The organism is Erwinia sp. 009765445 (assembly GCF_058137865.1).
The window spans coordinates 153,924-175,233 of record NZ_JBYUWC010000012.1; the positions used below are offsets into that span (position 1 = coordinate 153,924).

Here is a 21,310-nt window from a genome sequence, read left to right on the forward strand (position 1 = left end):
TCAGGGCATTGCGGGGTCAACTCGCCCCACACCCTTAGGGAAAAATGAGGCTAACCAGCGCAGCAGGCGGGTCAGCGCAGCGAAAAGTTTGCGGAGCGGCTGCGAGCCATATTCGGCCAGGCGCAGATAGCCCTTAAAGCCCAGCAGCACAATGTCGGCAAGGCTCTGGATCGGTTTGTCTTCCGGGAAGCTGTCCTGCCACAGCGCCCAGGTGTCGGCGCGGGCAAAAGTACACTGAATGAATTCCACGTGTTGTTCCGTGGTCAGTTCATGCAACCGGATCCCCACGCGCCGTCCGAAAGTCCTCTGGACGTAGCAGGAGAAGCTGAACTCCTGCTGCCCACGGCGCAGCAGCAGATGCACTTTATCGTTCTCTTTCAGTACGTTTTCTTCACGCAGCTCCAGACCCACTCCGCCATCGGAATAGTCCCGCAGCGTGCAGGGAAACATATGGCCGTCGGCACGTGCCAGTGCCGCAGGCATGGCGATCTCCACCCTGTGCGCCTCGCGGATCTGCCGTGCTTCAACGGAGACCGCTACCGCACCGCCAAGAATGACCATGTTGTAGAGCACCCAGACCAGACTCACTACAACCGTCAGCACCTCGCGCGACGGGCCATAGTGCAGTCGCCAGAATGCGGCCAGCACACCAAGCAGGTTAATCAGCACCAGGAACATATAAGGCCGGGTGATCACCCAGTCCAGGTGCTGCTCTTCCACCAGCCCACCTTTGGAAGTCACGTTGAACTTGCCTTTGTGCGGATTAAAAAGTGCCACCGTGGTCGGGCGGGCGATGTACCAGGCCAGCACCGTCTCGTACACCTCACTCCAGAACGAGTGTCGCCAGCGCCCCTGAATTCGCGAGTTGGTCAGGCTGGTGTGTACCATATGTGGCAGCACAAAAATGGCGATGGACAAAGCCGGAGCGTAGATGATGTAGGCGTGGAACAGCAGGAAAGCCAGCGGAGCCAGCAGGAAAATCAGGCGTGGAATACCGGCTAAGAAATGCAGCGCTGGCTGGATGACCGGCAGAAGAGCGCGGATACCCGCAGCGCCACCTTCTACAACCTGATCCCGCTGCATGACGGCACACGCGAGCTGGGCAGCACCAAAACCGCGCCGTGGCAGCCAAGGGCTAAGCAGCTGTTCGATCAGCTGGATACCTTCCTGAATAATCTGGATAAATCTGGCCGTCGCGTGATGGTAATTGTGGTGCCAGAGCATGGGGCGGCATTACAGGGGGACAAGATGCAAATGTCCGGCCTTCGCGATATCCCAAGCCCGAGTATCACTCACGTGCCGGTTGGCATTAAATTTGTTGGCATGAAGGCACCGCATCAGGGCCAGCCGCTGAATGTGGAAGCCCCGACCAGCCTGCTGGCGATTTCCGAGCTGGTCTCACGGGTGGTTGACGGACAGGTATTCAATGCCGCTAACGTTAATATGTCGGTGCTGACTCAGAATCTTCCGCAGTCGCAGGTGGTGTCTGAGAACGACAACGCAGTGGTGATGATGTACCAGGGCAAACCGTGGATCCGGCTGAACGGCGGTGACTGGGTGGCTTATCCTCAGTAAGAATTGCCGTCCATATCATAGCTGGTGCGCTGCCAGCGATCGTCCGGCCGGTTGGTGAAAGAGAGCAGCCTGGCCGGTTTCACTGCACTGACAATGCTGCCGCTGGCATTCGTTGTCACCGCATTCCAGTTTGCGGAACAGTGGAGATAGCGGCTGGCCAGCAAATCTGTCTCTGCAGCCGTGAATTCTTCAACTGGCTGGCCGCTGCGCACTGCTTTGCCCTGCCCGATCGCTTTTTCGCACAGGCTGTCCAGTTCAGCTGGCAGGTTGAGTGCCGGATCGGCTTCCTCTATCGGTCTGAATCTGGCACCAGCCTCCTGAGCCGCATCCACCATCACCCTGAGTGCCACCTTCGCCCAGTCGTTACGCACCGTTCGCGTAACCGCAGCGGCGGCCCCGCTGCGTTTCTGCAGCATCCCGTAATGGTCCGCTGGCATGCGGTCATCGGACCAGGTGATGATCTTTACGTCGTTGTTACGCACAATGGGTCCGACCGCTGGGAAATCAGGCAGCGCCTTAATTTCCTCTGCGACTCTTTTATAAAGCCTGGTTTCTTCATCTGCAGTGGAAAGCGACACGGTTTCAAACTGGGGCCGGGTGAGAAAATAGTGTTCCGTTTCTTCCGGATGGTAACCGCCGCCAATATCAGAATGCACACCCGCCAGAACCAGTTCGGGCCAGGCTGGTTTGACACTGTTCAGGGCAAAGTTAAAGCGGCATTCGTGGCGGGCAGCGATCTGAAAGACTTTCTCCGCCACGCCGGGCCTGAGCATGAGATTAACCTCACCAGTTTTTGCCGCGTGGGGATTGAAGCCATTCTTCGCAGTGCCAACAGCCGCCACCGTATCAAAGAGGCCGAGGAAGCGAACTTTACCTGCGGGTTTGCCGGCATACACTTTCCCTGCCATTCCCGCGGCAATAGCACTGACGAGCGCGCTGTCTTGAGCAAATACCCGGTTGGCAAAGTGTCGGGCAGCCGCTGCCCCACGGCTGAAGCCGAAAACATCGAACCGCACTTCACTGACCGCAGGCGTGGCAGCTGGCAGGCTGGCACAATAGTCACTGAGAAGCCCGGCAATGCTGGCAACGGCCTTATCCGTTTTGGCGATGATGCCCCGCTCTCCCGTGCCCATTGCCATACCAACGGCCATATCGGGTTCCCCCTCTTCTGTGCCGATCCCTTCGATATAAAGGCTGAGCTGCACTTCTCCTTCCCGGCCAACAGCTTGCGTTTCATAGAGCGTATTCAGCCAGTGAATATTGGTGTAGTAACCCACATGGCTGCCGAGCGCGCGATCCCGGTAACCAAGCTCCTGCTTTGCACACTGGGCGAGCACGGAGAGTGCATCTGCATCCTCCAGCCCGGTCGTTTCCGCCGAACAGCCCTCCAGCCCAAAACGGGTGTTGAAAGCATTGTTCGCGGTTCCATCAAAGAAGATACCGAGTGTAAGGGTAACGGCGGTGATAGACTCTTCGGCCGGATCATCTGTAAGCAGATTGAGTGAATCGTTCATCAGCGTGTCCTGTGAATTTTTAGGTTCAGTAGACCGCCTGTTTGTGGGAGCCGCAACCGCCTGACGGTTGCCTTTTTTAAACACTTACGTGCAAAAATTAGCAATTCATTCAGATGATTATAGATTTTATTGCGGAACCGGACTGCTCTGGAGAGCACTCGGTGAAATTCATTTTGATTAAACAGTCTGGTTTTAAATCGCCTGCCGTTTACTCTCCTGCTTACCCAGCCACTTTCCCGTTACGCTTAAAAAACAGTAAGGTCTGGAATTTGTTGAGTTATATATTCCGGAAGGAGGTTAAAATCGGAATTATTCCCATGAAAATAGTCATCAACATAATCTGCTTTAAATAAAAATAACAAAATCAATAAGTTAAAAATTAACTCAAAATATGCAACAGTAAATTTTTTTTCATTACATCATTTTTAATTGCGTGTAATTATTTCACTTTATATCGCTAATGTTCTACATTTATTAAATCATAAATATAACATGACTGCTTAGTTGTTATTCCGGAGGCAAATTTTGTTTAATTCTGATGAAGATGATACAAACCACGTCATGATCGGTGAAGCCGCCATGAATCTTATCTTCAACAGGGAGGAAATCAGTCCTGGTTCACTTATCAACCAGCTGCAGATTATGGCCAGTAATGAAGAGGACGACGATCGCCTGCTGAAGATCTGGGAGGCCAGAAAATGGCTGCTGGATTTTCGTAAAGGCAATGTCTCTTCTGCGCAAGGCCAGAACTGGCTGGCCTCACTGGAAAGGCAACCTGATGGTCGGTCAAAAGAGGCCGATATCCGTTCTGGCCGGGCTGGAAACGCCAGAGAAAAAGAGTGACGTACCCTCTGCACGCCAGAAACCTGAGTTAAGGGGTCGGACAGATTTCATTTCAGGGAATGTCCGACCCGCATTTCACCGTCGGTTGTCCAGGTTTTTTTCGCCTGTACACCGACGGCACCCCTTCATAACCCACTGAATTTAATGAATTAGCATTTTTTTCTAAAAACCCCCGCGTTATCGAACTCAGTATTACTGTACAACTTCGCCATAGCTGTATAACTTTAGCCTGGCATTTACTAAACACTTTCTGAACTTTGCGACTGAGGGTCACTACCATGCGTCAGGACGGATCAAACCCTAAAACTGAAAATGACATCAGCCGTTATTTTAGCGAGGCGATCATGCCATCGCAGCAGGAAACACTGGGCCAGATCGTGGTTGAAATCTTGCGCGCAGGGCGTAACCTTAATCTTAAATCCATTTGTTCCCGTCTTTTAAGACGTCTTGAGCATGCCTCAACGCCTGAACAGGCGCGGCATTATCACGAGCTGATTGGCCTGTTGTTCGGCCGCGGAGACTGAGTTTTCTCGCGATAAGTCAGAGATGTTGGTATGTACAAAAACGAAGATGAAAAACTGATCGATATCCTGCTTGGCGAGGCCGTGATGGTTTTGCTGAAAGAGGATGCTGCCATCAGCAACGCAGCCCTGATCAAACAACTCCATGCTATGGCTGCTGCTGAAAGCGATGCAGCCAGACAGCTCACGTTCAGGCGTGCCATCAATGAAGTCAGAAACTACTCTGCCCCGAAACGTGATGGCTTCAGTCAGGAAATCCGCGACAGCGACAACGTGATGCACCTGTTCACCAATGAAGAATCCCCGGACGGCTCCAAGAAGCACTGACAGGCTTCCATTTGCTGTTGCAGGCAGGATAGCGGCAGCGAGTAAGCCAGACGCCTGAGTAGCGAAACAAATTGGACGGATTGAAGGGCGTGGTGTGACAGCTGGGTCGGGGTACCCGGCTGTTAGTGGAAACTTTCGAGAAGATTGCGAAAAGCCTGCTGATAAATAGCCTTAAGCTGTTCATCTGTATTCTGCGCGCTGTGCGTCTGCAACATAATCAGCACGCTTTTCTTGTTCAGAGGCTCACCTGCCTCAATCAGAGCCGAAACAGCCCTGCCTATAACCGCATAGATATCGGATGGATAATCCCGCTCATTGCCCTGCAAATGCCCCCCTTATTCAGGCCGGATGTGTAGATATTTTATCACTACATCCCCGGCTTTGCACATTAAAGGCTGATTATCCACCGTTTTAATGCGATCGCTCCTTCAGTGCCAGCCAGGCCAGCAGCTTCAGACTGGCAGAATAATAATCTTCTTTGCTGTCCAGTTGGTCAGAGAGATAACCACTGTTCAGGGTCAGGTCACGTACCGCCAGCAGGCCACCCGCCATGTTGTAAGGCGCTTTGTTATTGCTCATCACATCAATCCAGGCTGGCGTCTGCGACCGCGAGAAGCTCATCCAGAAGTGCTGGAACGGCACCAGCTGCAGGCTTTGCGCATCGTACCAGTAAACATACAGCGGCACGCGGATAGCGTCATAGCTGAAGCGCGGCGGCCATGCAGTGGCGGGTGCCACTGTGCCATCAGCGTTCAGCGCGACCCAGTCCACCGGCAGCCCGGCATCGCCAAAACGCATCTTCGACAGTAAGTCCATCCCGCTGTCAATCAGGTTGGTCCAAACCTTCAGATGGCTGCGCCGGGCGAAATCCCGCCAGGCCGGAAAGAGGAAATAGGAGGGATTGAGCACCACATAGCTGGTTTTATTGAAGCCCTGGTTGCCCGGCAACATCACGGTATGACCACCGAAGGTGATCACATCCCGGCTGACGATAGCCCGCTGGATTCGATCGGAAGCCTGCAGATACTCATTGTTCTGCCACTTCTCTCCTGCCTTCAACAGCGCCCAGGCTATCAGCACATCGCCATCGGAGGCGTTATTCTTGTCCGCCACCGGATCGGTAGCGGCAGGATTGTACTTCCAGTAGAAAAGCCCGTTCTGCGGGTTTTTCAGATGCTGTTGCGTCCAGCGCCACAGGCTGTCAAAGCTGCTGCGGTCGTTGTACCACACCGCCATCAACATGGCGTAGCCTTGCCCTTCGGTGTGGCTGACATTGTTGTTACCGGTGTCCTGAATGCGGCCGTCGCTGGTCATAAAGCGGCTTTTAAAGCTGCTCCAGCCATCGGCGGCGCTGGCTTGAGCACAGCCCAGTACCATCGCTATTACCATAACGCTCGCCCTGAGCAGAGACATCTTCACCTTCCTCACATCTGGTAGCGGAAATTTAAAGTCGCTTTACTGTCGGTTTCTTCACAGACCAGGCGCACCGCAGGATTGCCGGCACTGTTGCAAAAATCCGAAGGTGATAAACTTATTGTCATCTTTTGCTGACGGAGCAGCACATGAACCCATTCAAAGGCCGGCATTTTCAGCGTGACATCATCCTGTGGGCGGTACGCTGGTACTGTAAATACGGCATCAGCTACCGCGAATTGCAGGAGATGCTGGCTGAGCGTGGTGTGAATGTCGATCACACCACTATTTATCGCTGGGTTCAGCGCTATGCGCCTGAAATGGAAAAACGACTGCGCTGGTACTGGCGTAACCCTTCCGATCTCAACCCATGGCACATTGACGAAACGTACGTGAAGATAAATGGCCGCTGGGCTTATCTTTACCGGGCCGTCGACAGCAGGGGGCGCACCGTCGATTTTTATCTCTCCCCGCGTCGTAACAGCAAAGCCGCATACCGGTTCCTGGGTAAAATCCTCAACAACGTGAAAAAGTGGCAGATCCCGCGATTTATCAACACGGATAGAGCGCCCACTTATGGTCGTGCACTCACGCTGCTCAAACGCGAAGGTCGATGTCCGACTGACGTTGAACACCGACAGATTAACTACCGGAATAACGTCATTGAATGCGATCATGGCAAGCTGAAAAGGATAATCGGTGCCACGCTGGGGTTCAAGTCGATGAAAACGGCTTACGCCACGATTAAAGGTATTGAGGTGATGCGTGCACTACGCAAAGGTCAGGCCTCAGCATTTTATTATGGTGATCCCCTGGGTGAGATGCGTCTGGTAAGCAGAGTCTATGAAATCTAGAGTTTTTTAATAAAAAAAAGCTACATCATCCCGAACTTTGCAACAGTGCCGCACAGACGCTGTTGCCACTTGAGGCCACGGCCCAGCAGAGGGTTGTCCACCCGGAAGATCTGTGTCATGCCACGTGCCCAGCGGGTACGCTGAATAATATGCAGACCCAGACGCTCTGTCGCCAGACCGGCCGCCAGTGGCAGCGCCAGGAAGGCAGATTTCCAGCCACGACGCTGCATTTTCAGCGCGGTGTGGGCATCTTCGGTCACGGTTTCAGTGGCAAAGCCGCCAATTTCTTCCAGTGCCGAACGGCGGATAACCGCACAGGACCCGCAGAAGAAGGTGGCGTTCCAGTTATCGTTACCCTGCTGAACCGGGCCGTAAAACAGCGCCCCTTCGTTCGGGATTTCGCGCGCGGCTTTCAGATTACGTTCAAACGGGTCCGGCGAGTAGAAGTAGTGCGGCGTCTGCAGCAGTGCCAATTTAGGATCTTTCAGGAACGGCGCAACGGTGGCCTGCAGGAAGGCACGTGTCGCCACGTGGTCGCAGTCAAAAACGGTAATCAGTTCACCTTTGGTGATGCGCATCGCGTGGTTGAGGTTACCGGCCTTGGCATGGCGGTTATCGTCACGGGTGATGTAGCCCACGCCCACATCGGCAGCAAAGACCGCAAACTCGCTGCGCTTGCCGTCATCCAGCAGGTAGATTTTGATTTTGTCGCGCGGGTAGTCGATGCACTGGGCGGCCAGAACGGTGTCACGGACCACATCAAGCCTTTCGTTGTAGCTCGGCACGTAAATGTCTACAGTCGGCCATAAGTTGAGATCCTCCGGCATCGGCTCGATGGTTCTCTTAAGCGGCCATGATGTTTGCAGGTAGCCAAGGATCAGGATCACCCAAACATACAGCTCGGCGATAAATAACCCGATACCCAGAATCGCTTCGATTTCAGAATTAAAAAATAGCGTCTCAGTGGCGCGCCAGTATATATAGCGAGTCGACATTAAAGCCGAGAGAAACACCATTACCATTGAGATCTTGTGGCTTTTACTGAGGCCCATAACAAATACAATGGCGATACCAATCAGGCCAAAAATATATTGTTTCTGGCTGTCCATTGGGGTGATCACAATCACTGCGGCGAGCGGGAATAATACCAGCAGCAGCAGGTAATACAGGATTTTGTTCATAAGTCATCCTGAAAACGAAACTATTATTCTTTATCGGGGCGCGGGAGCACCCCGGGATTTCAGGCTTCCATTCCGGACGGCTCCGCCGTCGACTAACGCGATCCCAGCGGGGCCTGCATCTCACCGTCACCCACTTTGATATTGAGCAGCGCGGCAATACGCTTGCCGACAATCTCGATATCAAACGCGGCGGCAGACACCTGGCTGAAATCAAATATGGACTGCTGCGAAGCATTGGCTTCCGCCACGCTCTCATCGCGGTTCACCACGCCCAGCAACCGGTCGCCCAGCCGCTGCTGCATAAAGGCCGTGACGTCACGGCTGATATTGCGGCGGCTGTCGCTCTGGTTCAGCACGAAGTAGTGACCGGAGCGGTGATTCAGCGCGCTACCGATCATTTTTTCGTTTTCAATTTGTGGCAGCAGCGACAGCGAAGCGGTGTCTGCCAACATCACCACAAGGTGTAAATCGGCAAGATCGGTCATCGCCTTGAGGGCCGGGCCCGGGTGAAAAATCAGCCACGATCACCAGGCCAGGATAGTTGAGGACGGTGTGTAAGCCCCGGGCAAGGAAGTTCGGGTCACGGGATAAGTTATCTTCGAATTCAACACGTTGTTCTTCTGTCACGTCACCATAGGGCATCACAAAAATATTGCCGCCGGTGGTGAGGATGGACTGGCTCCAGTCAGGCGAACTGGCGGATTTTGCCACGAAGCCACGGCCATCGGAGAGAGGCACGCCAAAATGCAGGCGCAGCGCGTTCTGCACGTCGAAATCTATGGCTAAAACTTTGCTGCCTCCACGGGCCAGGGTGTAAGCCAGGTTGGCAGCCATTGTGGTTTTACCCACGCCACCTTTGGGAGAACAAACACAGACTAACGGCATGAGGCGATTCTCTCCAGCAGAGGTTGCAGCAGGATATCTTTAGATAAAGTGGTGACTTGCTGTTCCGAACCGGTGCTGAACAGTTGTTTAAAGCGCGACAGATCTGCAGACGCGGACAGTGCCTGACTGGCGGGCTGCGGGGCCGCAGATTGAGCCACAGCGGGTGCGGGCTGATAAGGCTGATAAGCCGGAGCAGCAGGTGGTGCCTGTACAAAGGCCGGTTGCGCTGCAGTCAGTGCCGTCGCAGCCTGTACCGGGGCGGTGTCCAGCGGGTTAGCAACGGGAGGTTGCTCAACCACGGCCGCTGGCTGCGGCTGTTCGGCGATCGGTGTCGGTTTAAGCGAAGCTGAGATGCTGTCCAGCAGCGATCCACCGGGCTGTGCTGCCGGTTTAGCGGCAACAAAAGCCGCCACGTTCGCGGGCTGAGCGGGACGTTGTGGTGACTGCGGTTGTGCCGGAGCAGCCCGGGAAACAGGCGGCGTGATCGGGAGGCTGAACAGATCTTCAGCAACCGGTTGAGGTGCGGCAACATGCACGCTCTGGCCATTCCCTAAAGCCGACTCTGCGCCCTCATCCATTAACTGTTTGATAATAGCCCAGTTAGCGCTGTCTGAATTCCGGGTCTGTTCAGACATGTCCTTGAATTAGATATGGTTTGTTTGCATTTTTTCTTTAAAACGCTGCAGGTCATCATAACTTTTCATGGGAATGATCACGGAGAGTGGGGGGAATTTTGCGGCAATATATCATACAATTTTCATTTGCATCGGATTATTCTTACTGCCCATAAGAAATTCATTTCAGTAAATATTTCACTCTTCAGGATTCATAAAGCCGATAATTTCGCTGGCTATCAATCAACTTTGTTATTAGTTGCCTTAATTAAATAATTGCTTCAGGGTATTTAAATATTATCTCTGTTAAATGGCTGAAGGGTCAGTCACGAATTACACAACTTCTTTTAGTTTAGCAATACTTTAGCCATCGTTATCAAACAATATCCTGTTCAGCTTGAAAATTTGACATAAGTCACTTAACGCTGGCCCTGATCCCCTACTTTCTTCCGCCTGCCAGCCGCGTAGTTTAGCCGCAGCACAGCAGGCCACTTAAGTGCAATGGCACCCTGGGGTCGTTAATGCCTGATTTCTTCTGATAATTCCGGAAGCCGGTCGAGTACTCGCAGGAGCTTGATGGGGAAAGGGTTGGCGATCATTTACCGGAAAAGGAAAACCGTCCGTAAAAGAAAAAGGGCGAATTGCTTCGCCCTTTGGAGTGAGTGGCGTTGCCACGGCATCGGCAGGCGTCCTGCTTCCACTAACGTGACCGCTGCAGTCAGTTATTCACCGCGACGATCACAGATCAGTTACCGACCGGCTGGCCTTCATCCTGATCCACTGCGAAGCAGGCAATCTGCTGATCGCCATATTGCTTCAGCTGCGGTTGTAGTTCCGTGCACGGGCCAAAGCGACGGCGGCAGCGCGCGTTGAACGCACAACCCGGCGGCGGATTCAGCGGGCTTGGCAGCTCACCGGTGAGCTTGATGCGCTCACGACGTTCATCCGGGTTAAGACGCGGTGTGGCAGAAAGCAGCGCCTGAGTGTAGGGATGGCGGGGGTTAGCGAAAATCGCATCCTTACTGCCACGCTCCACGCACCGTCCCAGATACATCACCATCACTTCGTCAGCGATATGCTCTACCACCGACAGGTCGTGAGAAATGAATACGTAGGAAAGGCCCAGCTCCTGCTGCAGGTCCATCATCAGGTTAAGCACCTGAGCACGTACCGACACGTCGAGCGCCGAAACCGGCTCATCGGCAATCAGCACGTCCGGATCCAACATAAGTCCACGGGCAATGGCGATACGCTGGCGCTGGCCGCCGGAGAACATATGCGGATAGCGATCGTAATGTTCGGTTTTCAGGCCGACCTTCGCCATCATCTCCAGCGTTTTTTCCCGGCGCTCCGCCTTGCTCAGGCTGGTGTTAATCAGCAGCGGCTCTTCGAGGATCTGACTGACCTTCTTGCGAGGATTCAGAGAACCGTAAGGGTTCTGGAAGACAATCTGAATCTTCTGGCGGCGCAGCTTCTGGGCGGCCGGATCGTGCTTCAGCAGATCCTGGCCCTGATAAAACAGCTGACCTTCCGTCGGCGTTTCAATCATCGTCAGCAGGCGACCCAGCGTGGATTTGCCACAGCCAGACTCCCCCACCACCGCCAGGGTTTTACCGCGCTCCAGGTTAAAGGAAACGCCATCCAGCGCTTTCACCAGGCGCTCCTGGCCAAACAGCCCTTTCTTCACCGGGTAGTGTTTTTTCAGATCGATCGCCTGCATCAGCAGCGATGAATTAGCTTGTTCAGGCTTCATAAGTTGGTCTCCCGGCATCGTCCAGCGGGTAATGGCATTTAGACTGACGCCCTGGAATATCACGTAATTCCGGTTCTTCAGACCGGCAGCGGTCGTTAGCATACGGGCAGCGCGGGTTAAGCAGACAGCCGTTCGGACGATCATACTTGCCCGGCACCACGCCCGGCAGAGAAGCCAGACGTGCCTTATCGGCCGCAAACTCCGGCAGCGCACGCAGCAGCGCCTGAGTATACGGATGACGCGGCGCTTTAAAGATATCCACAGCCTTACCGGTTTCCACCACCTGCCCGGCATACATCACGATGATATGCTGGGCAGCTTCGGCCACCAACGCCAGGTCGTGAGTGATCAGGATCAGCGCCATATTCTCCTGACGCTGCAGATCGAGCAGCAGCTCAATGATCTGTGCCTGAATGGTCACGTCCAGCGCAGTGGTCGGCTCATCGGCAATCAGCAGTTTTGGCCGACAGGCAATCGCCATGGCGATCATCACGCGCTGGCTCATCCCACCGGAGAGCTGGTGCGGATAAACATCCAGACGGGAAGCCGGGTCAGGAATGCCCACCTGGGTCAGCAGGTCAATCGCGCGCTGGCGACGGGTCTTTTTGTTGCCGCCCTGATGCACTTTGATCGCTTCCATAATCTGGAAGCCGACCGTGTAGCAGGGGTTCAGGCTGGTCATCGGATCCTGAAAAATCATCGCCACTTCCGAGCCCACCAGCTGGCGGCGCTCTTTTTCGGAGATGCGCTTCAGGTCGCGCTGGTTAAACTCCAGCTTGTCAGCCATCACTCTGCCGGGGTAATCAATCAGGCCCATGATCGCCAGCGAGCTGACTGATTTTCCTGAACCGGATTCCCCGACGATGCCCACTACCTGGCCCTGTTCAACCTGGTAGCTGATGCGGTCAACCGCACGGAACGGGGACTTTTCATCACCGAAGTGCACTGACAATTTATCTACATTTAATAACGCCATCTGCTGCCTCTTACTGCTTGAGTTTCGGGTCGAGGGCATCACGCAAGCCGTCACCCATCAGGTTAAATGCCAGAACCGTCAGCAGGATTGCGACACCAGGGAAGGTGACCACCCACCAGGCACTTTGCGCATACTGCAGCACGTCGGAGAGCATGGTGCCCCACTCCGGCGTTGGCGGTTGCGCGCCCATACCCAAGAAGCCCAGCGCGGCCATATCGAGGATCGCGTTGGAGAAGCCCAGCGAAGCCTGCACGATCAGCGGTGCAAGGCAGTTAGGCAAAATATTGACGAACATCTGGCGCATCGCGCCCGCACCGGCCACGTTTGAGGCGGTGACGTAATCGCGATTCACCTCAACCATCACTGCCGCGCGGGTCAGTCGGATATAATGTGGCAGGGCCACGAAGGTCAGCGCGATGGAAGCGTTAACGATCGACGGGCCGAAGATGGCCACCAGCACCAGCGCCAGCAGCAGGCTTGGCAGCGCCAGCATGATATCCACAAGACGCATAATAGTGGCGTCCGTGGCACCGCCGACATAACCAGCGATCAGGCCAAAAATGACCCCGAGGATCAGCGACAGCACCACCACCAGGCAGCCAACCAGCAGCGACAGGCGGGCACCATACATCAGGCGGGACAGCACATCACGGCCCACGTCATCAGTCCCAAGGATAAACTTCCAACTGCCGCCATCCTGCCAGACCGGCGGATGCAGTAATGCATCACGGAACTGATCGGCCGGAGCATGAGGCGCGATAAAGTTGGCAAAAACGGCGATTAAGAACATCAGAACCACGTACACCAGGCCGATAACCGCGCCTTTGTTACGTTTAAAATAGTGCCAGAACTCCTGCAGAGGGGTCATGGGCTTGGGTGCAGCGGGAACGCTGCCTGGATCGACTAAAGACATCCTGGCCCCCTTATTTCTTGTGGCGAATGCGTGGGTTAACCACGCCGTAAAGCACATCAACCAGCAGGTTGACCACGATAATCAGCGTTGCCACCATCAGCACCCCACCCTGAACCACAGGATAGTCGCGACGTTGCAGCGCATCGATTAGCCAGCGACCGAGGCCCGGCCAGGAGAAAATCGTCTCGGTCAGGATGGCCCCAGCTAACAGCGTGCCCACCTGCAGACCGATCACCGTGACCACCGGCAGCATGGCGTTACGCAGCGCATGCACGACGATCACCCGCATACGGGTCAAGCCCTTGGCGCGGGCAGTACGGATATAGTCCTCTCCCAGCACTTCCAGCATGGCCGAGCGCGTCATACGCACTATTACCGCCAGCGGAATGGTGCCCAGCACAATTGCTGGCAGGATCATATGCATCACGGCATCTTTAAAGTCGCCAGGCTCCCCCCAGAGCAGGGTGTCGATCAGCATAAAACCGGTCAGCGGCTTGCTGTCGTCGAGGAACACCGTATCGCCAATGCGCCCTGCCACCGGGGTCAGGTTCAGCTGCACCGACACCAGCATGATCAGCATCATTCCCCACCAGAAAATCGGCATGGAGTAGCCGGTCAGCGAGATGCCAACGGCGGTGTGATCGAAGATGGAGCCACGCTTAACCGCAGCCAGCACGCCCACCGGGATGCCAACCGCAACAGCAAAGATCATCGCGCAAATGCCCAGCTCCAGCGTCGCTTTAAAGCGAGGAACAAATTCCTGCCAGACCGGGATGCGGCTTTTGAGGGAAATTCCCAGATCGCCATGGAGCACGCCATAGACGTAGGAAACATATTGTTGCCACAGCGGCTTATCCAGCCCCATCTGGGCCAGAAGCTGAGCGTGACGTTCAGGAGACATTCCACGTTCTCCAGCCATAATCAGCACGGGGTCACCCGGGATCATGTGGACAAACGCGAAGGTTAACAAGGTGATGCCAATAAACGTCGGGATGACAAGTCCCAGACGTCGGAGTATGAACTGCAGCATAATCCGGATTCTCTGTAATTTCCCACCGGCTCATGACCGGTGAGATTATAATTGCTCACATCTTGCGGCCGGATAATTCCGGTCGCGACGCTCAATAAGCGCCTTTACCATTTTTGCTTCCGGGCGATTGCCGACAGGTTGCGGCCATGCAGAAAGTGGGGAAAGGGCCGGTAAACCGGCCCGCCTCATTATTCCTGAATATCGACGTTCTCGAAGTGATGCTTACCTAACGGATCCACAACGTAGCCAGTGACTTTCTTGCTGACCGGCTCATACACGGTGGAGTGAGCGATGATCAGCGCAGGTGCCTGGTCATGCATCACAACCTGAGCCTGTTTGTAGTATTCAATACGCTTGTTGTGATCGGCTTCAGCACGAGCAGGCTGAATCTGATCTTCAAACGGCTTGTAACACCAGCGGGAGTAGTTGGAACCGTCCTTCGCCGCAGCACAGCTGAACAGCGTGGCGAAGAAGTTATCCGGATCCCCGTTATCACCGGTCCAGCCCATCATCACGGTCTGGTGTTCACCGGCTTTAGCACGCTTCAGATACTCGCCCCACTCGTAAGTCACGATCTTGGCTTTCACGCCAATTTTCGCCCAGTCAGACTGAATCATCTCCGCCATGCGGCGAGCGTTCGGGTTGTACGGACGCTGAACCGGCATTGCCCACAGGTCGATAGAGAAACCGTCCGGCATGCCCGCTTCTTTCAACAGCTCTTTCGCTTTAGCCGGGTCGTAAGCGTAATCCTGCACCGAGTCGTTGTAGCCCCACATGCTTGGTGGGATCAGGTTTTTAGCCGCCTGGCCAGCACCCTGATACACCGCATCGATAATCGCTTTCTTGTTCACGGCCATGGTCAGCGCCTGGCGAACTTTCAGGTTATCCAGCGGTTTCTTCTCGGTATTGAATGACAGGTAGCCGACGTTCAGGCCTGGCATCTGCATCAGGTTGATATTTTTATCTTCCTTCATGCGGGCGATGTCAGCCGGGTTCGGATATGGCATGACCTGGCACTCACCTTTCTGCAGCTTGGCGTAGCGCACTGACGCATCCGGCGTGATGGAGAACACCAGGCGGTCGATTTTTGGCTTAGTGCCCCAGTACTGGTCAAACGCTTTGTACAGGATGCGGGAATCTTTCTGGTACTGCAGCAGCTGGAACGGACCGGTACCCACCGGGTTCAGGTCAACCTTCTCAGGCGTTCCGGCTTTCAGCATATTGTCAGCGTATTCCGCAGACAGGATGGAAGCAAAGTCCATGCCCAGGTCCGCCAGGAATGGCGACTCCGGACGGGTCAGCACGAAGCGCACGGTGTTGTCGTCCACTTTCTCAATTTTGCTGATCAGTTTAGGCATGTCCATGCCTTCGAAGTACTCATAGCTGCCGCCAGACACACCATGATACTTGTTGTTTTTATCCAGCTGACGTTCGAAGGAGAAAATCACGTCATCAGCATTGAAGTCACGGGTAGGTTTGAAATCTTTGGTGGTCTGCCACTTCACGCCTTTACGCAGGTGGAAAGTGTAGGTTTTGCCGTCAGCGCTGACGTCCCATTTTTCCGCCAGGCCAGGATGGATTTCAGTGGTCCCGATTTTGAACTCAACCAGACGGTTGTAGATCGGCACGGAACTGGCGTCATAGGTGGTACCGGAGGTAAACAGCTGCGGGTTAAAGCCTTCAGGCGAACCTTCTGAACAATAAACCAGGGTTTTCGCCTGGACGCCTGCGGCAACTGTCAAAGCGATCAGGCTCAGACCTACCTTCAGCATCCCTGTTTTAGACAAGGAAATACTCATGCTTCTGCTCCAATTATGATGTGGTGTTGTGTGCACTTCCGCCGGACCTTGTTTTTTTTGTACGGTCCTGACGTTTTTCAGCGGAGGGAATACGGCTTCGGGAAACTCTGACCCGTGGAAACCATCAGACAAATCCGTATCCCTTTTCACTTGAGGCATCAATTTGTCAACAGTTGCAGGTAACGTCAATACAACTGTCAGGTATTTACACAGAGTGTGAGAAACAGCAAGCAAACATAAAAAAACCTGAACACGCCTTTTTATAGCGTAAAGATGCATACAATCGGTCAAATGGCAGATTTATCTAAGACTTTACTATTTTTAAGCAGCAATTTGCTCCGAAAAAAAACTAATAAAATAACCCGATAATTGGCTCAATATTGAACGATACACTTTGCTTATGACAGACTTTCCAGCTAAATATTCTGCAACACTGGCATAAGAATTGATCAGGGAGTCAGAAACGGACATAAGCGAAACGCGACGCGAATTAAGCGCTTGATCGCAGGCGGGATAAGGCTTTTATGCTCGTTTAGTCGAATAAATTGGACTTAGTACAGAGAGCCGTTTTTTTCAGCAACAGTATAAAATTTTGTGAAACAGGTGGCCGGGGTGAGGTGCGTCTGCGAAATAAAAAAGCCCCCGGTCCCGGCAGGACAGAGGGCTTCAAAGGGACGTTAAATCAGATTATCAGAGCTTGTTTGCCACCGGTGGCTGCACCGCCTTCGCAGGATCGGCACACCAGTTATTGGATTCTTTGATCCCACCGTCCGGCGAGGTGTAACCCAGGCAGCCCATAATGGAGTCGAACAGCTCATAGTGACGATGGGTCTTGCCTACGCTCTGCTGGGCTTTGAGCCGCTCAAAAGCGCTCAGGTTTTGTGGGTCCGCCAGATATTTATCCGAGGCCCACACTATCATCGGCACGCGAAACTGCTCAGGTGGAGCCATGTTGCGTGGCGTGCCGTGCAGGTGCATATTATCGCTGATCGATTCGCCATGGTCAGCCGCATAGAAGACGATGGCCTTCTTATCACGCAGCTGGTCAAACACGCTGTCCAGCACGGTATCGGTGTAGAGCACTGAGTTATCAAAGGCGTTGATTAACATCGCTTTGCTGCAGGTGTCGTCCACGCCCATACATTCCGGCTGATAGCGCGCGAACTCACGCGGGTAACGTTGGGAATACAGATAGTGCGAACCTTTGGTGTGCAGCACCACCAGGTGTTTCCCTTGTGGATGACGGTCAACAGACTTCTTCAGCTCGGGGATCAGCAGCATATCGTCCACTGACTTGCCCTGATTCTGCTTCTCAGAACCAATCTGCTCGCGGAATGCGTAGTTATCCGCATCGGTATTATTGTAAAACCACACTTCACTCTGCATGGCGAACAGCTCGGAGCTGAAGCCCAGCCTCTTCAGGACGGCAAAGACGTTTTGCTCTTTTAATGTCCGGCCCGGCCCGTCATCCGTTCCGCCTTCACGCACAAACATACAGCGCAGGGAGAGCTTGGTGGCGGTATCGCAGGATTCACCGCGGAAGGCCACCAGGTTCTTCTCTTTCGACAGCTTTGGCGTGGTATCGCGGTTATAGCCCAGCAGGCCCATATGATCCCAGCGGGTGGTTTCACCAATCACGAATACCACATAGGTATCGTCCAGCCCGGCAGCAGGTGGGTTGTAGGTAAATTTCTTCGACGGATCGAACAGGTCTTCGCTGTCCATCCTCTCGTCGTAGCTGGTGTAGGCAAACAGCCCCAGCGCGGAAAGCCAGTTTGAAGGCAGATAGGAGTGCGCCACCACTCCACCGTAGCTCGGCAGATCGATGTTGGTCAGCTTCTCGTTATTGTTCTGCTGCTTGTCAAAATAGCGAATTGGCAGCCAGACCAGCGCCACCGCCAGCAGCAATATGAACAGCGGCTTCAGGCGCTGTCCGGGGGTTTTCATCTGCTCAAGCAGCGTAAGGCGCAGGGAGTTGCGCCAGATCAGCAGCAGCGGTATCGCGCTGACCAGCACCATCCACAGCACAAAGTGGTAGCCAATCACTTCTTTCGACAGATCGGTGTCGGTGGTCATTACCGAAGCCACGATGCCGTAGCCAATCACCACGTTGAAGAAGCTCATATAATAGCTGGCAGCGACCGAAATCAGCAGCAGCGTGGTAGCGGCGATACGCCAGAAAATCCTGCCGCCCAGCGACAGCAAGCGCATCAGGAAGAAGGTCAGCAGGACGATAGCCACCACTTCTGCCATGGCGGAGAGCCACTGTGTGGCTTTGAAATGGGCCAGAAACGGGTCGAAACGACGATAAAAGACCGGAATGTTCAGGAAGATCCCGATGTAAAATGCCAGCAAAAAAGACAGCTTTTGCTGAGTCAGTGATTTTATATAATTCATGCAACCTTTATCCTGGCGTAACTTAAACGGTTCTTAAACAAGTCCAAACGCTAATCAGACCTTACCGTTGCGCCAGAGTTCGGACATCAGGTCGATTATTGGTGGGGACTGACCGTCCCAAATGATTCTGAGAAAAAGAGGCCAGATTCTCAGCAAGCGGCGTAGTTAAACACATTACCGGGAATTTATCCGCTCAATCGGTTAAACAGCGCAGTAATTAAGCAATATTTATTGCGTCAAATGCCACTTAAACCGGCCAGATTGAGCAGAGGCATTAGCCAGATGGAAACGGGCTGGAGGAAGGAAAAGAGGAGCTGAAACCCTATTGCACCAGGGCAGCAGCCGCTGCCCTGGTGAGGACTCACTATCAGTTAATGATATTCAGAGTCACATCGATGTTGCCGCGGGTGGCATTGGAGTAAGGGCAAACGATATGCGCTGCATCAACCAGTGTTTTCGCCTCTTCCGCATCCATCCCTTCCAGGTGGATGTTCAGTTTTGCTTCAATACCAAAACCGGTTGGCAGGGGACCGATACCTACTTCACCTTCAATGAAAGCGTCTTTTGGCATCGAAATTTTGTCGCGGCCGGCAACAAACTTCATCGCTCCCAGGAAGCAGGCTGAATAACCGGCAGCAAACAGCTGCTCAGGGTTGGTCGCTTCACCGCCCGCGCCGCCCATCTCTTTTGGTACGCCCAGTTTCACGTCCAGTACGCCGTCAGAGGAAGTGGCACGGCCGTCACGACCACCGGTGGCTTTTGCTTTTGCGCGATAAACAACTTTTTCTAAAGACATGGTGTGGCTCCTTCAGGTTTGATTTTATATGTGCGATTAAATCGCACGCTACTTATTTAACAACATTCTGGTAAAGTTCTCTTCTTATCAGTCGTCAGCCGTTCAGTTTGTCGCGCAGGGTTTCTAACTCCTGCTTAAGCGCTTTCAGCGTTTCGACATCACTGGCCGAGGCACAGGCAATCGAATCAGGGATGCCTGTCGCTTTACTGCGCAACGCCCGTCCCTGCTCTGTCAGAGTGACGACGACCTGGCGCTCATCTTTACGCGAGCGCTGACGATTCAGCAGCCCCGCCGCTTCCAGCCTTTTCAGCAGTGGGGTCAGCGTGGCCGAATCAAGAAACAGACGTTCGCCGATGTCAGAGACCGTCACATCATCGCGCTCCCACAGCACCAGCATCACCAGATATTGCGGATAGGTGAGCTCCAGCTGCGCTAACAGCTGCCGGTAAAGCTTATGCAGCGCCAGATTGGCGGAATAAAGCGCAAAGCACAGCTGCTGATCGAGCAACAGTGGCGCATCTTGTGCTTTTTTGTCATCTTTATCTGTAGTCATGCGTAAAAATATAAATAGTGCGCTATATAATTGCAAGTTAATTTTTAATCGATGGGGAGAAGGCCGATGCAGTCACTGGAAGAACAGGCACGACGCTACGCCACCAAAGCCCACGCCGAAGCGGGCCAGCGCCGCAAGTACACCGACGAACCCTATATTGTGCATCCGGCTGCGGTAGCCGAACTGGTCAGGAGCGTTACCGATAACGAGGTGATGCTGGCTGCCGCCTGGCTGCACGATACGGTGGAAGACACGCCGAGCACGCTGAACGATATCACCAGCCACTTTGGCGAAAAGGTGGCGCAACTGGTTGAAATGCTGACCGACAGCCATCCCCCCGGCACCAAAAACCGTGCCGCCCGCAAGCTTGCGCATTTTCGCCATACGGCACATGCCTCCGCTGAGGCACAGACCATCAAGCTGGCGGATATTATTGATAATACCCGCTCAATTATTCATTTCGATGCCCGGTTCGCCCGCGTTTATCTTATTGAAAAACGTGTACAAATTTCGCTGCTGACCGCCGGCCATCCCGATCTCTGGCAGCAGGCATCCACCATTATTGAGCGGGGGATCGACCAGTTGACGCTGGCCCCGCACAATATTCCCACCGAGTGGTTTACCCGCCAGCAACAGAAATACGCGCTCGCCAGTTCAGCCACCGCAGCAAACCAATAAGTGTCGGAGGGATTTCCCCTCCGTTTGGCTCTTTTTTTGTGCAAGCAGTGCGGTTTTTACTCTTAAAAATCTTGCTAGCTTAATTGATAGCAATTTTAATCCCAGAATGATCGCTGTTCCACCCACAGAGTAACGAGGTCATGATGGATTTTGTAAAACGTACCATTGCGCTGGCAATGCAGAACGTAGAAGAAGGCGGCAGGCCGTTTGCCACGGTAATCGTCCGCAACGGCGTGATCATCGCTGAAAGCGCCAACCAGGCGGCGCAGAGCCACGATCCCACCGCGCACGCCGAGATCCTGGCGATCCGCGAGGCGTGCCGGAAACTACAGACTGAAAATCTTTCGGATTGTGATATTTACATCCTCGCCAGCCATTGCCCTATGTGCCTTGGTTCACTCTATTACTGCAGTCCTAAGCAGGTAAATTATATCACCACCCGCGAAGAGTACGTCCCGTTCTATCGCGACGATCGCCAATACTTCGAGCTGGAGAACTTCTACCAGGAGTTTGCCAAGCCGATCCCACAGCGTCGTCTGCCAATGAAACACCAGCCCGATGCGGATGCGCTGGAAGTCTATAAGCGCTGGAATACGCTGAACCGTCCTGCTTCCTGGGGCGCGGCGCAGACTTTCTGAGCAGCAAAAAAAGCCCGGCATTTTTGCCGGGCTTTCTCCTGCTATTGAGG

The 21,310-nt window shown here is 53.9% G+C and carries 16 protein-coding genes and 5 pseudogenes; 7 read left to right on the forward strand and 14 right to left on the reverse strand.

Translation table 11 applies throughout. From position 1 onward, the window contains the following. Positions 1–1,011, reverse strand: a pseudogene (locus AC3Y5R_RS14920) (PilZ domain-containing protein); the annotation flags it as partial. On the opposite strand from AC3Y5R_RS14920, the pseudogene bcsG reads away from it, so the two are divergent. Beyond that, positions 1,006–1,575, forward strand: a pseudogene (gene bcsG / locus AC3Y5R_RS14925) (cellulose biosynthesis protein BcsG); the annotation flags it as partial. The pseudogenes AC3Y5R_RS14920 and bcsG overlap by 6 nt on opposite strands. On the opposite strand, the gene AC3Y5R_RS14930 reads toward bcsG, so the two are convergent. After that, positions 1,569–3,089, reverse strand: a complete 1,521-nt coding sequence (locus tag AC3Y5R_RS14930) for a T6SS phospholipase effector Tle1-like catalytic domain-containing protein (protein ID WP_489922000.1) — start codon at positions 3,087–3,089, stop codon at positions 1,569–1,571. The pseudogene bcsG and the gene AC3Y5R_RS14930 sit on opposite strands and share 7 nt — an antisense overlap. Positions 3,090–3,614: 525 nt before the next feature. On the opposite strand from AC3Y5R_RS14930, the gene AC3Y5R_RS14935 reads away from it, so the two are divergent. The 3 genes from AC3Y5R_RS14935 (at position 3,615) to AC3Y5R_RS14945 (ending at position 4,780) form a co-directional block, all read left to right on the forward strand. Continuing rightward, positions 3,615–3,932, forward strand: a complete 318-nt coding sequence (locus AC3Y5R_RS14935; protein ID WP_489922001.1) for a hypothetical protein — start codon at positions 3,615–3,617, stop codon at positions 3,930–3,932. 278 nt (positions 3,933–4,210) lie between these two features. Beyond that, positions 4,211–4,456, forward strand: coding sequence for a regulatory protein YcgZ (gene ycgZ, locus AC3Y5R_RS14940; RefSeq protein WP_489922002.1), 246 nt, complete (start codon positions 4,211–4,213; stop codon positions 4,454–4,456). A gap of 30 nt (positions 4,457–4,486) precedes the next feature. After that, complete coding sequence (locus tag AC3Y5R_RS14945; RefSeq protein ID WP_489922003.1) at positions 4,487–4,780, forward strand: hypothetical protein; 294 nt, start codon at positions 4,487–4,489, stop codon at positions 4,778–4,780. A gap of 411 nt (positions 4,781–5,191) precedes the next feature. On the opposite strand, the gene AC3Y5R_RS14950 is transcribed toward AC3Y5R_RS14945, so the two are convergent. Next, positions 5,192–6,193 (reverse strand): family 8 glycosyl hydrolase, encoded by a 1,002-nt coding sequence (locus AC3Y5R_RS14950; RefSeq protein ID WP_489922004.1) that lies wholly within the window; start codon positions 6,191–6,193, stop codon positions 5,192–5,194. Between the two features lie 149 nt (positions 6,194–6,342). On the opposite strand from AC3Y5R_RS14950, the gene AC3Y5R_RS14955 reads away from it, so the two are divergent. Then, entirely contained in the window at positions 6,343–7,047 is a 705-nt protein-coding gene (locus AC3Y5R_RS14955; RefSeq protein ID WP_489922005.1) for an IS6 family transposase, read from the forward strand. Positions 7,048–7,097: 50 nt separating this feature from the next. Here AC3Y5R_RS14955 and AC3Y5R_RS14960 read toward each other — a convergent pair. The 11 genes and pseudogenes from AC3Y5R_RS14960 to AC3Y5R_RS15010 all read right to left on the reverse strand — a co-directional run. Then, a pseudogene (locus AC3Y5R_RS14960) lies at positions 7,098–8,228 on the reverse strand (glycosyltransferase); the annotation flags it as partial. Between the two features lie 92 nt (positions 8,229–8,320). Further along, positions 8,321–9,113: pseudogene (gene bcsQ / locus AC3Y5R_RS14965) on the reverse strand (cellulose biosynthesis protein BcsQ). Next, positions 9,104–9,757 (reverse strand): annotated as a pseudogene (gene bcsO, locus AC3Y5R_RS14970) (cellulose biosynthesis protein BcsO); the annotation flags it as partial. The pseudogenes bcsQ and bcsO, both read right to left, overlap by 10 nt. A gap of 715 nt (positions 9,758–10,472) precedes the next feature. Continuing rightward, a complete protein-coding gene (gene dppF, locus AC3Y5R_RS14975) occupies positions 10,473–11,480 on the reverse strand; it encodes a dipeptide ABC transporter ATP-binding subunit DppF (RefSeq protein WP_489922006.1) in 1,008 nt (335 codons plus the stop codon). Then, on the reverse strand, positions 11,470–12,456 hold the full coding sequence (dppD, locus tag AC3Y5R_RS14980) for a dipeptide ABC transporter ATP-binding protein (RefSeq protein WP_158780692.1): 987 nt from the start codon (positions 12,454–12,456) through the stop codon (positions 11,470–11,472). The genes dppF and dppD overlap by 11 nt, the downstream gene beginning before the upstream one ends. 10 nt (positions 12,457–12,466) lie before the next feature. After that, positions 12,467–13,369: a dipeptide ABC transporter permease DppC gene (dppC, locus tag AC3Y5R_RS14985; RefSeq protein ID WP_158780693.1), complete on the reverse strand. Its 903-nt coding sequence runs from the start codon at positions 13,367–13,369 to the stop codon at positions 12,467–12,469. Between the two features lie 10 nt (positions 13,370–13,379). Beyond that, positions 13,380–14,399, reverse strand: coding sequence for a dipeptide ABC transporter permease DppB (gene dppB / locus AC3Y5R_RS14990; protein WP_158780694.1), 1,020 nt, complete (start codon positions 14,397–14,399; stop codon positions 13,380–13,382). Between the two features lie 188 nt (positions 14,400–14,587). Further along, positions 14,588–16,198, reverse strand: coding sequence for a dipeptide ABC transporter periplasmic-binding protein DppA (gene dppA, locus AC3Y5R_RS14995; protein WP_489922007.1), 1,611 nt, complete (start codon positions 16,196–16,198; stop codon positions 14,588–14,590). A gap of 690 nt (positions 16,199–16,888) precedes the next feature. Continuing rightward, a complete protein-coding gene (gene eptB / locus AC3Y5R_RS15000; protein ID WP_489922008.1) occupies positions 16,889–18,595 on the reverse strand; it encodes a kdo(2)-lipid A phosphoethanolamine 7''-transferase in 1,707 nt (568 codons plus the stop codon). 367 nt (positions 18,596–18,962) lie between these two features. Continuing rightward, positions 18,963–19,391, reverse strand: a complete 429-nt coding sequence (locus AC3Y5R_RS15005) for an organic hydroperoxide resistance protein (protein WP_489922009.1) — start codon at positions 19,389–19,391, stop codon at positions 18,963–18,965. 94 nt (positions 19,392–19,485) lie between these two features. After that, positions 19,486–19,944, reverse strand: coding sequence for a MarR family winged helix-turn-helix transcriptional regulator (locus AC3Y5R_RS15010; RefSeq protein WP_489922010.1), 459 nt, complete (start codon positions 19,942–19,944; stop codon positions 19,486–19,488). A 66-nt stretch (positions 19,945–20,010) separates the two neighbouring features. Here AC3Y5R_RS15010 and AC3Y5R_RS15015 point away from each other — a divergent pair, with 66 nt between their 5' ends. After that, entirely contained in the window at positions 20,011–20,622 is a 612-nt protein-coding gene (locus tag AC3Y5R_RS15015; RefSeq protein WP_489922011.1) for an HD domain-containing protein, read from the forward strand. A 140-nt stretch (positions 20,623–20,762) separates the two neighbouring features. Next, positions 20,763–21,260 carry a nucleoside deaminase gene (locus AC3Y5R_RS15020; protein WP_489922012.1) on the forward strand — a complete coding sequence of 166 codons (498 nt, stop codon included), beginning with the start codon at positions 20,763–20,765 and terminating at the stop codon, positions 21,258–21,260. Positions 21,261–21,310 lie beyond the last annotated feature (50 nt).

Excerpts from the sequence above, each read along its gene's own strand:
- dppB (WP_158780694.1), bottom strand. The coding sequence starts at position 14,399 with ATGCTGCAGTTCATACTCCGACGTCTGGGACTTGTCATCCCGACGTTT.
- AC3Y5R_RS14930 (WP_489922000.1), bottom strand. The coding sequence starts at position 3,089 with ATGAACGATTCACTCAATCTGCTTACAGATGATCCGGCCGAAGAGTCT.
- AC3Y5R_RS14945 (WP_489922003.1), top strand. The coding sequence starts at position 4,487 with ATGTACAAAAACGAAGATGAAAAACTGATCGATATCCTGCTTGGCGAG.
- AC3Y5R_RS15020 (WP_489922012.1), top strand. The coding sequence starts at position 20,763 with ATGATGGATTTTGTAAAACGTACCATTGCGCTGGCAATGCAGAACGTA.
- AC3Y5R_RS15015 (WP_489922011.1), top strand. The coding sequence starts at position 20,011 with ATGCAGTCACTGGAAGAACAGGCACGACGCTACGCCACCAAAGCCCAC.
- AC3Y5R_RS14950 (WP_489922004.1), bottom strand. The coding sequence starts at position 6,193 with ATGTCTCTGCTCAGGGCGAGCGTTATGGTAATAGCGATGGTACTGGGC.
- ycgZ (WP_489922002.1), top strand. The coding sequence starts at position 4,211 with ATGCGTCAGGACGGATCAAACCCTAAAACTGAAAATGACATCAGCCGT.
- AC3Y5R_RS14955 (WP_489922005.1), top strand. The coding sequence starts at position 6,343 with ATGAACCCATTCAAAGGCCGGCATTTTCAGCGTGACATCATCCTGTGG.
- eptB (WP_489922008.1), bottom strand. The coding sequence starts at position 18,595 with ATGAATTATATAAAATCACTGACTCAGCAAAAGCTGTCTTTTTTGCTG.
- AC3Y5R_RS15005 (WP_489922009.1), bottom strand. The coding sequence starts at position 19,391 with ATGTCTTTAGAAAAAGTTGTTTATCGCGCAAAAGCAAAAGCCACCGGT.
- dppD (WP_158780692.1), bottom strand. The coding sequence starts at position 12,456 with ATGGCGTTATTAAATGTAGATAAATTGTCAGTGCACTTCGGTGATGAA.
- dppC (WP_158780693.1), bottom strand. The coding sequence starts at position 13,369 with ATGTCTTTAGTCGATCCAGGCAGCGTTCCCGCTGCACCCAAGCCCATG.
- dppA (WP_489922007.1), bottom strand. The coding sequence starts at position 16,198 with ATGAGTATTTCCTTGTCTAAAACAGGGATGCTGAAGGTAGGTCTGAGC.
- dppF (WP_489922006.1), bottom strand. The coding sequence starts at position 11,480 with ATGAAGCCTGAACAAGCTAATTCATCGCTGCTGATGCAGGCGATCGAT.
- AC3Y5R_RS15010 (WP_489922010.1), bottom strand. The coding sequence starts at position 19,944 with ATGACTACAGATAAAGATGACAAAAAAGCACAAGATGCGCCACTGTTG.